Here is a 9,389-nt window from a genome sequence, read left to right on the forward strand (position 1 = left end):
AAGTGTTGGATTTTTTTTCGTTATTTTCCTTTTTTCCTTTCTGCTTTTGTTGGGGTTGTTTATTTTTTTGCTGTTGCTGTTGCTGTTGCTGTTGCTGTTGCTGTTGCTGTTGCTGTTGCTGTTGCTGTTGCTGTTGCTGTTGCTGTTGCTGTTGCTGTTGCTGTAATTTTTCCAGTTGTTTTTTTATCAGCTTCCTGTTGTGCCGGGCGTCTTTGTCATCCGGATTGAGTTTCAGGGCACTGTCCAGGGACTCCACGGCGTGCTTCCACAGTGAGATTGTCTGTTTTTTATCAATTTTCTGCTGTTGCAGTCCTTTCTGGTAATAGGCATTGCCAAGATTGTAATAGGCTTTCTGCTGTAAATTGATATCACTGCTTTCCAGGCTTTTTGAAAATGAGCTGATGGCATCATCAAACCTGTTGTTTTTATAGGCAGCAGCAGCGAAGTTATAGTGGAGTTTTTCACTATGTGGATTTTTTTTCAGTTCCCTGCGGTAATACTCTGAGGCGGCAATATAATCACCTTTCCTGTAGGCGGTTTCCCCGGTGGATCCGTAACTGTTTTCGGGAGAGCCATGAAAGAGAAGGAATGCAAAAAGCAGGAAAATAAACAGACCTTTTTTCTTCTGAAGACCCACGCGAAATCTGTTGAGAAAGATTTTTCCGGGGAGATGCGGAGTTTTCCTTTCAGTGATAAGAAATTCGCAGATAAGAAACAGCAGCGCCGCAGCCAGGGGAAACTGGAACCGCTCCACCGGGACCTTCTGGCGTCTTTCCGCCAGTTCTTCCCTGGGGACCAGGGTTAGTTTCCTGCGGTAAATTGTCTGCAGTCCTTCGCCGCTTGGCCCCAGGGGTACGTAGAGACCACCGCTTTTTTCGGCAATCCTGCGGAGGGTGCTGTCATCCAGCTTTGATGTGACAAATTTGCCGTCAGGTCCCTTGAGAAAGCCGCCTTCGGGCCTGGGAATCAATTCTCCTCCCGGTGTGCCGACACCAACAGTATAGATGATCAATCCTTTTTCCGCTGCTTTTTGCGCGTCTGCCAGAACATCACCCTGGAGGTTTTCGCCGTCGGTCACAAGGATGAGAATTTTATGGTTGGCATTATTGGTGAGTGTTTTGACGGCAGCTTTTATGACTTCACCGATATTGGTACCGCCCCTGGGGATTATATCGGCAGTTACAGCGTTCAGGGAGTGTTCAAAAGCGTTGTAGTCCAGGGTAAGTGGGCACATGAGAAAAGCGGAACCGGCAAAGGGCATCAGGCCCACCCGGTCCCCGTCAAGCTGGTGGACAAAATCGAGAATACCGTATTTTGCCTTTTTCAGACGATTGGGTTTGATATCCTCCGTGAGCATGGATTTTGACGTATCGAGGGCGAAGAGGATATCGATTCCCTTTCTTTTTATTTCGATCCATCTGGAACCGTATTGGGGGCGGGCCAGGGCGATGAAACAGCAGAAAACGGAGAGAACAAGGAGACAGTTTTTAATACTCCGTTTTCGGCCGGAGAGATTTACTGTCAGTTGGCCGGTCAGTCTGTTGCCGGCAAATTTTTCAAGGGCCACCTGTCTTCGCTGCTGGAGAATGCGAAGGGCGAAAAAGAGCAGCAGGCAGAAAAAGAATCCGGCACCAAGCCATAAAGGTTGAGCGAAATGCATTTTTCAATTCCTCCTACGGCAGTTTCCTGCGGGCAGTATATATTTCGACAGCCAGCAGGAGGAGGGCCGCCAGGACAAGAAAGGAAAAGAGTTCCCGGTAGTGTTCAAATTTTTTAATTTTCCGTGTAGTTGTTTCCATCTGGTTTATTTCATTATAGATTTTCTTTAATGATTCTGTGTCGGTGGCACGAAAATACCTGGCACCGGTCAGGCCTGCAACCTTTGTGAGGGTTTCTTCATCTATATCCACTCTGGCCCGGACAAGTCGCTGGCGTCCAAAGGAGTCAATGACCGGCATGGGAGCCTCTCCCCGTGTGCCCGCTCCGATTGTGTAGACTTTTATTTTCAGGGTATTTGCGGCTTCCGCGGCAATGAGGGGCGGGATGCGGCCCGCGTTGTTCATCCCGTCCGTCAACAGGATGAGAATCCGTGATTTGGATTTATTCTCCCTCAGTCTGTTAGTTCCACTGCCAATGGCGGATCCAATGGCGGTACCGTCTTCCAGCATACCAGTCTGCAGTGATTCCAGTCTTCTTCGCAGCCAGTCATGGTCAAGTGTAAGGGGGCAGACCAGGTAAGGCCGACCGGCAAATGCCAGCAGGCCGATACGGTCATTGGGACGTTCTGAAATAAATTCATCCATCACTTTCTTTACAACTTCCAGGCGGTTTGCCGGTTTTGAATCCAGCGTGAAATCCATCGCCTCCATGGATCCTGAGACATCGACAGCAAGAATAATATCAATACCTGATGCTTCAATTTCAGTGGTACTACTTCCCTGCTGCGGCCTGGCAAGGGCGAGGATCAGACAGGAGAGCACGAGCAGGCGAAAGAGCAGGAGGAGGGTGCCTGGTCGTGCCCTGGGTGTTGTTGCCAGGGCCGCAGCGAGGGTCGTAGAAGAGAATTTCAACGCGGGTGCCTTTCCTTTTCTACCGTAAAGGATAGCGAGAAGGGGAAGCAGAAGCAGAAGCCAGAGGAATTCAGGATGGAGGAATCTCATTGCTGTCCCTCCTTTTTTTGGGTTATCGGTCTGGTCTGTTCGATAAAGGAGGTGATTGATTGTTCTATGGTTTCGATATCTTCCGGGGCGGGTATCCTGTGAGCAAATTTGGCCAGGTCGAGGAGGTAAAAACAGGTTTTCAGGGAATCATACCAGGCTGACGGTATGGCGTTGTTTTCCTGTTCTTCAAGGGCCCGCAGGAATTCAGTACTGGTTTGCCTGGTGCTTTTGCAGCCAAAGCGGGACTCCACGTATTCCCGTAAAACAGCAGAGACCTGTTCCGTATACTGCAGCGGCTGCACTGTTTTTAAACCCTCAGCATTTTTCAGGCCGGCCAGGGCCCGATTCCAGGGAGTGACCTCTGGTGCTTTTGCTTTATGTTTCTTTCGTTTTTTAAAAAAAACAACAAAAGCACAGGAGAAAGCAAGCAATGCAAGGGCAGCGGAGCCGTAAAGCAGCCATGGTGTTTCAGCGGGCAGGGGAACGGGTCCCCGGATGTCCCGCAGTTCAGTTGCGGCCATCCTTTTCTGGCCGGTCTGCTGCAGTCCCGGGCCGGGGAGCGGTCTCAGGGTGTCAGCCGAAACCGGAGAGGCGGCAGGAGACAGGGTGATGCCGGAAAGAAGGAGGATAAAAACAAAAAATCTTTTCATGGCCCAACCCTCCCTTTTCGTTTGCCGAAAAAACCTGTGAGAACAGGAAGGTAGGGAGAATCCGTGCTGAGATTCATTATGTCTATTCCCGCGGAACGCAATATCTTTTTTAACCTTTTCTGTCTGTTGCCGGCCAATTTTCTGTATTGTTTGCGAATACGGGGATCTGAAGTGTCAAGTTCGATCTGTTCTCCATTTTCCGCATCTTCCAGGGTCAACCATCCCACATCGGGAAGACTGAACTCACGGGGATCGTTGACGATAATGGCGATAAGATCGTGGCGTCTGCCGGTAACCTGCAGCTTGGGGTGCAGATCTTTAAGAGATGTTTCGAAATCGCCACCAAAACAGAAATCGGAAAGGAGAAAGGTGACACATTTTCTCCTGATGACCCGGTTGATGAAATCCAGAGGGAGTTTGAGGTCGGTTTTTTTCCCTTTTGGTGAAAAGAAGAGGATTTCACGTATAATTCTGAGGATATGTGTTCTTCCCTTCTGGGGGGGAATATAGAGTTCAGTAAAATCGGTAAAGAGCAGCAGACCCACCTTGTCATTATTTTTTACCGCTGAAAAGGCAAGGACTGAACCCACCTCCGCCATCAGTTCACGCTTGGATATCTCGCCGGAACCGAAATCACCGGAGCCACTGATATCAATGAGCAGCATGATGGTCAGTTCCCTTTCTTCCGTGAACTTTTTCACATGGGGAATTCCGGTGCGGGCTGTTACATTCCAGTCGATGGAGCGGATATCATCCCCGGGAACGTATTCCCGCACTTCGTCAAAGTTCATCCCCCGGCCCTTGAAAACAGACTGGTAGCTTCCCGCCAGGCTGTCGTTGACAAGCCTTTTGGTGCGGACTTCGATTCGACGGACCTGTTTGAGGATTTTTCTGGTGAGTTCGCTGTCCATTTTTCCGTTCTATGGTACCGGTACAGTGTCCAGAATTTTTCTGATGATATCCTCGCTGTTGATACCTTCAGCCTCCGCCTCGTAGCTGATGCGTATGCGATGGCGCATTACGTCTACAGCACTGGTTTTTACATCATCCGGGGTGACATAACCTCGTCCTGCCAGAAAGGCAAGGCTGCGGGCGACTGCTTTGAGATTGATTGTTGCCCTGGGAGAGGCTCCCGTTTCGATATAATCCTTCAGGTCAAGCTGAAAACTGCCGGGATCACGGGTGGCATAGACAAGAGAGACGATATAGTCCTTGATCTTGTCGTCCATGTAGATTGTGTTGACAACTGCTCTGGAGGCAAGAATATCATCCGGGGTAACAATGGGCAGGATGTCGATTTCACTGTCGGTCCCGTCAAAGGAGTCCAGGATACGGCGTTCTTCGGCCATGGTAGGATAGTCGACCACCACCTTGAGCATAAATCGGTCAACCTGGGCCTCCGGCAACGGATAGGTGCCTTCCTGTTCAATGGGGTTCTGGGTGGCAAGGACCAGGAACAGTTCAGGCAGGGGGAAACTTTTTTCTCCGATTGTCACCTGTTTTTCCTGCATGGCTTCAAGCAGAGCAGACTGCACCTTGGCCGGCGCCCGGTTGATTTCGTCCGCCAGGATGAGGGAAGCGAAGATCGGTCCCTGTTTGACCTCGAAACTCGTCTGACGGGGGTTGTAGATTTCCGTGCCGATAATATCGGCAGGCAGCATGTCCGGGGTAAACTGGAGACGGCGAAAATCGGTCTGCACTGCCTTTGCCAGGGTCTTGACCGCCAGGGTTTTGGCAAGACCGGGCAACCCTTCCAGCAGAATATGTCCGCCGGTTAAAAGACCGATCAGTAATCTGTCCAGCAGATGTTCCTGGCCGATGATCACTTTGGCCAGTTCTCGGCGCAGGGGGGCGACCCAGGCGGATCCAAGTCGGACTGCTTCATTGATTTCCTGGACAGAACTGTATATGTCACTGTCGCTGTTTCTGGTAACGGCTGGTGGCTGTGTCTGCATAACTGTTCCTTCTCTCTTGTTTGCTTGTAACCTAAATCCTGCACTTCAGAAAATGAAAAAATGTAATTATTGTCTTATTTCAGTATGTTATGATATGTTTAGCGGATTTGGCCATTCACTTTTTGAGTGAATGTAAATTTTTTCATTTTCTTTGCCCTGCGGGATTGGCAATTTTACCGAACCCGGAGTCTCGCAGGATCGCTTACCTGCTTCCGTTTGACCGTTGAATTCAATTGACTATACCACGGAATAATTACGTATTCCTTTCATAAGTATTACAATGTTGTAATGATGAGATAATCTGAAGGGTTCCGGGGGCAGTTTGCAGTCAGGGTCAATGGCTTCAGGCGGTCGTTGTCGGCAGCCGGATAGTGAAAACCGCTCCCGTACGGCCATCCTGAAGGGAGGAGGCCCTGACACTGCCCTGATGATGGGTGACGATGGTCTGGACAATATACAGGCCCAGACCGAGGTGTGGCCTGCTTCCCTTCTGTTGCCTGAAGGAGACCATGGAGGAGAAGATCTGGGTTTCAAATTCCGGAGGAATGGGTGGCCCCTCATTAATGACCATGAGTTCCAGAAAGTCATATTCCTGCCGGAGGTTGATTTCTATGGGTGTCTCCTCAATATGAAAACTGATGGCGTTTTCAATGAGTTTGTCGAGCATCTGGCGGATACGTGCCGGATCCCCGTGGAGTAAATGGGGGGATTGCGGGGAATTGTAAACAAAAGTGATACCGGGAAAGGCCTGCTTCCAGCCGTGATTCAGCCACATCTCAATTGCCCGGCTCAGATCAAAATCTTCCTTGAAATCGTGGGCCAGAGCCTCGCCGAGGTTTGTGGCATCGCGAACGGCTGTCAGCAGGGTTTCCAGGCGTTCAATGTCATCCAGGGCCCAGTCGAGATAGTCCCGGATCCGGGGGGATGGATCATTCATCTCCTGGGCCATATTTTTCAAAGAAGCCGAGATGCCCGCCAGGGGAGTTCTGATTTCATGCTCCAGATTGTCGGCCATTTTTTCCCGGTATTCAATCTGGCTTTTCAGCTGGTCAAGCATGGATGAGAGAGTACGGGAAAGGTCACCGATTTCATCGCCGGCAGAAGAGGGATCAATGGTTGTGATGATCTGGCCGTTGCTGCTGATGGCCCGCGACGCCTGGTTGCCCAGCTTCCGGATGCGGGAGGAGAGGCGGGAGGCAAAAAGGAGCAGGCCGAATCCTCCGATGACAAAGGCAAGAACGGTAAAAGTGAGAGATTCCTCTATGACCTTATTCTGCAGGGCGAGAATGGAGTTTGTTGTCTGTTCAACCACCACAGCCCCCACGATTTTGTCCTGTTCCAGCAGGGGTACTATGGCTGCCATTATTTCCACCTGCTGTTGTTTGGGGAAATAGCTGGTGACAGAACTTTTTCCCTCCAGACCTTCTTTTATGCCTTTAAGATCAAGGGTGGTGGGTTGGGGACGCGGAGTGACGATGTTGACTGAAAATGGCTGGGTAAACAGGCGGTAGAGTGGGGAGAGGATGGCATAAATTTTTGCGTGAAGACTCTCAAGAATTGTTGTTTCCTTTTTCTTTTTACTGGTTTGTGCGGTAAGTGAGCCATAACTGGCTCGTATTCTCTGGTTGGTGTCGACGATCAGTACCCGTGAATGGGGTCGGTCAAAGGACTTGAGCAGTTTTTCTATGGTTGTGGATTCCGACAGAAGCCAGCCAAGTTTATCAGCACTCTCCGTGGCCGCTGTACCGATCAGGCAGGTTATTGTTCTTTCCTTTTCGTCATCCACATCACCGATGGCAAAGGCAAGCTTCTGACCGATAAATTTCATGGGAATTCTCAGCTCAATAATGTAGCCATCGTCAGTTTCTTCCCACATGCCCTGTATGGCCGGTTCCATTCGCAGGGGAATGGCAGCGAACCGGTATCGGGGCATGAGAAAGCCGTTTATCCAGCCTGGTTTTGCTGTGGTTACGAGATAGCGGTGCATCCTGCCGCTTTTATCTTCAATACCTATCTGCAGATGGTCTGAACGGTTCAGGCGAAGGGAGTTGGGATCCCGGTAGACGATTTTATCGTCTGTCACAAGGAAGAGAGCATACAGATATTTTCCTCGTACTCCCACCAGGTGCTTGAAGTGAAGAGAGTCAGGGGTATAGTTGTAGTTTTTTGCAACAAAAAGGATGTGTTCTTTGCCAAAGGCCCTTGCTTCCGACAGAAACGGCTGCCAGTCATCAGTTTTGCCGTTCAACCGCATGGGATTGGTCAGTTTGTAAATATAAAGGTCTTTTGCCGGGTCTAGGGAATGGAAAATTTCCCTGTCAAACAGGCCTGTTCTCCCACCAAGAGCTGAAGATACGGCACGGGCGGCAAAGAGCAGAGTTCTTTTCCGGCTCTCCACCAGGTCTTTTTTGATGATGTCGCTGAATCGGAAACCGATAAGGGGGATCAGCAGGAGCAGCAGGGAGACAAGGGTCAGTTTCAGTCGTAGAGAAAATCGCATTGATTAATCGATAAGCCAGCGGTATCCCATACCGTATTCGGTCCTGATGCTGTCAAAACCGGGATCCGCCTCCCTGAATTTATCCCTGATCCTTCTGATATGGGCGGTAATCGCATTGTTGGTGACAACCGCGTTGGCCGCTTCCATCAGCTGTTCATGGGATTTGACATGACCGGGTATCCTGACGAGAGAGTGCAGGATCCAGAATTCGGTGAGGGTCAGGGGAATAAGGTGCTCCTGCCAGAAGACCTGTTTTCTCTCCTCATTGATCTGCAGGTTACCGACATGGGTAATATGGTCATTTTTTTCAGAATGCATCTCCCCCTTCAGGGATTCCACGATCTTGAAGAGGGCGGAAATTCGAATCGGCAGGAAATCAAGGGTTGTTGTGTCCTTGGTCAGGTAGTCCCAGGCACCGAGACGCAGGCCGGAAACCCGGTCCAGGTCGGAGTCTCTTGCCGTCAGAAAGATAATGGGGATTGTGGGGGAAAGCTGGCGGAGTTCCCGACACAGGTCAAACCCGCCTTCCATTTCATCCTGCAGCATCACGTCAAGGATGGCAAGATCAGGGAGGCTGTTTTTAAAGGCGGCCAGTGCCCGGGGGCGGTCCGGATAACTCTGCACTCTGTACCCTTCACGTTCGAGGGCCTGGGAATAGTTGGCGCGCAGAGAATCATCGTCTTCAACAAGGGCGACTGTATAAATCATTGTTTTTTGGGGAGTTGAATGAGTTCCGTTGTTTCAGGGTATCTTGAATAATTGTTTTTTAGATTCCCTGTTCCCTGTTATTGAACAAAAAAACTTATTTTTCAAGGTACATTCAAATTTAAATCTGATTACGTATGAAACTCAGCCTGTTATTTGTGAGTCTGGGGATTGGGCCTGTTTTATCAGGCGTATTTCAAAAATCATAGTAGACTGATTATAAAATGATCTGGACTGACACTTTTTCATTTAAATTCCTTATCAATTGAGATTTCCAGTGATTTTTGACCGTAGGCTAGCCTGATAAAACAGGTACATCCATAATTTGGCTGAGTTTCATGGGTAATCAAGATTATTTATTATTATAGCAGCGAATAAGAGGTGTTTTTAAAAAATACCTTACATGCAATTACTCGCGGGGGCCGCAACCGGACGATTTCATTTCCCCTGCGCCTCGATCTCGAACATAATGTATCATTTCTGGACGAACACTTGTTGATAACGGCTTGAAGTACACGAATACGTCAGCGCCGTCGAACCCCGTATATCCGTGGTAAACTTGCCAATTGCAGAATTCAGGTCGTATTATACCCCGAATATGCAAAAAAAGCTTTATTTTGATTGCAAATGATTATCTTTATCAGAAGGTTTGCGTGGTTATGAGCAATTATGATGAAAAGAGGGTTGATTGCCGACGATTATTCCGGCAAATTTATATCCTGTTCCCTGCGGAACCTGGTCACATGCCCAGGTTTTCAGGTGTCAGGCAGAGCTTTGTTTGTGATTAAGAAAATAATTTCTTTTAGGTAAACCCCCGGCTTTGCCGGGGGACAATAACAGTTTGACAGTTCCTGCAAAATGAAGAAGCCTCCAGTTTCGTGGACCGCTTAAAGTCACGAGAAGGAGGCTTCAATGAACA

The 9,389-nt window shown here is 49.2% G+C and carries 7 protein-coding genes; all 7 read right to left on the reverse strand.

Annotated elements, in window-relative coordinates; all coding sequences use genetic code 11:
* A partial coding sequence (locus tag ACXLDX_RS15430; RefSeq protein WP_457578079.1) for a vWA domain-containing protein occupies nucleotides 1-1,660 on the reverse strand: 1,660 nt, incomplete at its 3' end.
* A gap of 13 nt (nucleotides 1,661-1,673) precedes the next feature.
* Nucleotides 1,674-2,660, reverse strand: coding sequence for a vWA domain-containing protein (locus ACXLDX_RS15435; RefSeq protein ID WP_457578080.1), 987 nt, complete (start codon nucleotides 2,658-2,660; stop codon nucleotides 1,674-1,676).
* Nucleotides 2,657-3,310 carry a DUF4381 family protein gene (locus ACXLDX_RS15440; RefSeq protein WP_457578081.1) on the reverse strand — a complete coding sequence of 218 codons (654 nt, stop codon included), beginning with the start codon at nucleotides 3,308-3,310 and terminating at the stop codon, nucleotides 2,657-2,659. The genes ACXLDX_RS15435 and ACXLDX_RS15440 overlap by 4 nt, the downstream gene beginning before the upstream one ends.
* Nucleotides 3,307-4,221 carry a DUF58 domain-containing protein gene (locus ACXLDX_RS15445; protein ID WP_457578082.1) on the reverse strand — a complete coding sequence of 305 codons (915 nt, stop codon included), beginning with the start codon at nucleotides 4,219-4,221 and terminating at the stop codon, nucleotides 3,307-3,309. Before ACXLDX_RS15445 ends, ACXLDX_RS15440 begins: the two co-directional genes overlap by 4 nt.
* Nucleotides 4,222-4,230: 9 nt before the next feature.
* Nucleotides 4,231-5,265 carry an AAA family ATPase gene (locus ACXLDX_RS15450; protein WP_457578083.1) on the reverse strand — a complete coding sequence of 345 codons (1,035 nt, stop codon included), beginning with the start codon at nucleotides 5,263-5,265 and terminating at the stop codon, nucleotides 4,231-4,233.
* Between the two features lie 343 nt (nucleotides 5,266-5,608).
* Nucleotides 5,609-7,765 (reverse strand): ATP-binding protein, encoded by a 2,157-nt coding sequence (locus tag ACXLDX_RS15455; RefSeq protein WP_457578084.1) that lies wholly within the window; start codon nucleotides 7,763-7,765, stop codon nucleotides 5,609-5,611.
* A gap of 3 nt (nucleotides 7,766-7,768) precedes the next feature.
* Nucleotides 7,769-8,473, reverse strand: a complete 705-nt coding sequence (locus tag ACXLDX_RS15460) for a response regulator (protein ID WP_457578085.1) — start codon at nucleotides 8,471-8,473, stop codon at nucleotides 7,769-7,771.
* Nucleotides 8,474-9,389 lie beyond the last annotated feature (916 nt).

It is taken from the genome of Desulfomarina sp. (genome assembly GCF_054039375.1).

Bases quoted from the DNA above. Each gene is read 5' to 3' on its own strand.
- ACXLDX_RS15435 (WP_457578080.1), bottom strand. From the start codon at position 2,660: ATGAGATTCCTCCATCCTGAATTCCTCTGGCTTCTGCTTCTGCTTCCC.
- ACXLDX_RS15440 (WP_457578081.1), bottom strand. From the start codon at position 3,310: ATGAAAAGATTTTTTGTTTTTATCCTCCTTCTTTCCGGCATCACCCTG.
- ACXLDX_RS15445 (WP_457578082.1), bottom strand. From the start codon at position 4,221: ATGGACAGCGAACTCACCAGAAAAATCCTCAAACAGGTCCGTCGAATC.
- ACXLDX_RS15450 (WP_457578083.1), bottom strand. From the start codon at position 5,265: ATGCAGACACAGCCACCAGCCGTTACCAGAAACAGCGACAGTGACATA.
- ACXLDX_RS15455 (WP_457578084.1), bottom strand. From the start codon at position 7,765: ATGCGATTTTCTCTACGACTGAAACTGACCCTTGTCTCCCTGCTGCTC.
- ACXLDX_RS15460 (WP_457578085.1), bottom strand. From the start codon at position 8,473: ATGATTTATACAGTCGCCCTTGTTGAAGACGATGATTCTCTGCGCGCC.